The 478-nt window shown below is 32.0% G+C and carries 2 protein-coding genes; both read right to left on the bottom strand.

Translation table 11 applies throughout. The features are described 5' to 3' along the window. Positions 1 to 267 (bottom strand): hypothetical protein (locus OM075_RS26680; RefSeq protein WP_301193389.1); only part of this gene is annotated, 267 nt, incomplete at its 3' end. Between the two features lie 28 nt (positions 268 to 295). Then, positions 296 to 478, bottom strand: a 183-nt coding sequence (locus OM075_RS26685; protein WP_301193390.1) for a type IX secretion system membrane protein PorP/SprF, incomplete at its 5' end; no start/stop codon positions are given.

The raw sequence follows: 478 nt of genomic DNA on the forward strand, positions 1-478 counted from the left end.
GAAAGTATTTTCACTTTTTACCGTTTCACTTACTTTTAAATAGGCCACAGCCAGTTGTCCTTTAATTGAATCAGACAAATAACCCGCTTCATTTAATTTTTCGTACTTCTTAATGGCATTGATATAAGCCAGGTTATCGAACGATTTATTGGCCTGACTTACTCTGTATGTAGCCACTAAACTATCCAGCTTATTTTTATAAGATTGAGCATTAACCCCAATCGTTAAGCTCATTAATAATATGATCAGTATTGAATATCTTTTCATTTCGTTTCTTTTTCTCTGTTTTCAACAATTAAAAATATCTTGGTGAAATCACCTTATTCTTAAGAAATCCATCGAAATCATAACTAATAATAATCTCATGTGATCCATTATTATAAGTCGCTAAATTTGAAACAGAGAAATCGTATGAATAACCAACCATCAGCTGTTTGTTCAACTGAACATTAGCAATCAATGCCACTGCATCGCCTAT

It is taken from the genome of Plebeiibacterium sediminum (genome assembly GCF_026013605.1).
Classification (GTDB): Bacteria; Bacteroidota; Bacteroidia; order Bacteroidales; family Marinilabiliaceae; genus Saccharicrinis; species Saccharicrinis sediminus.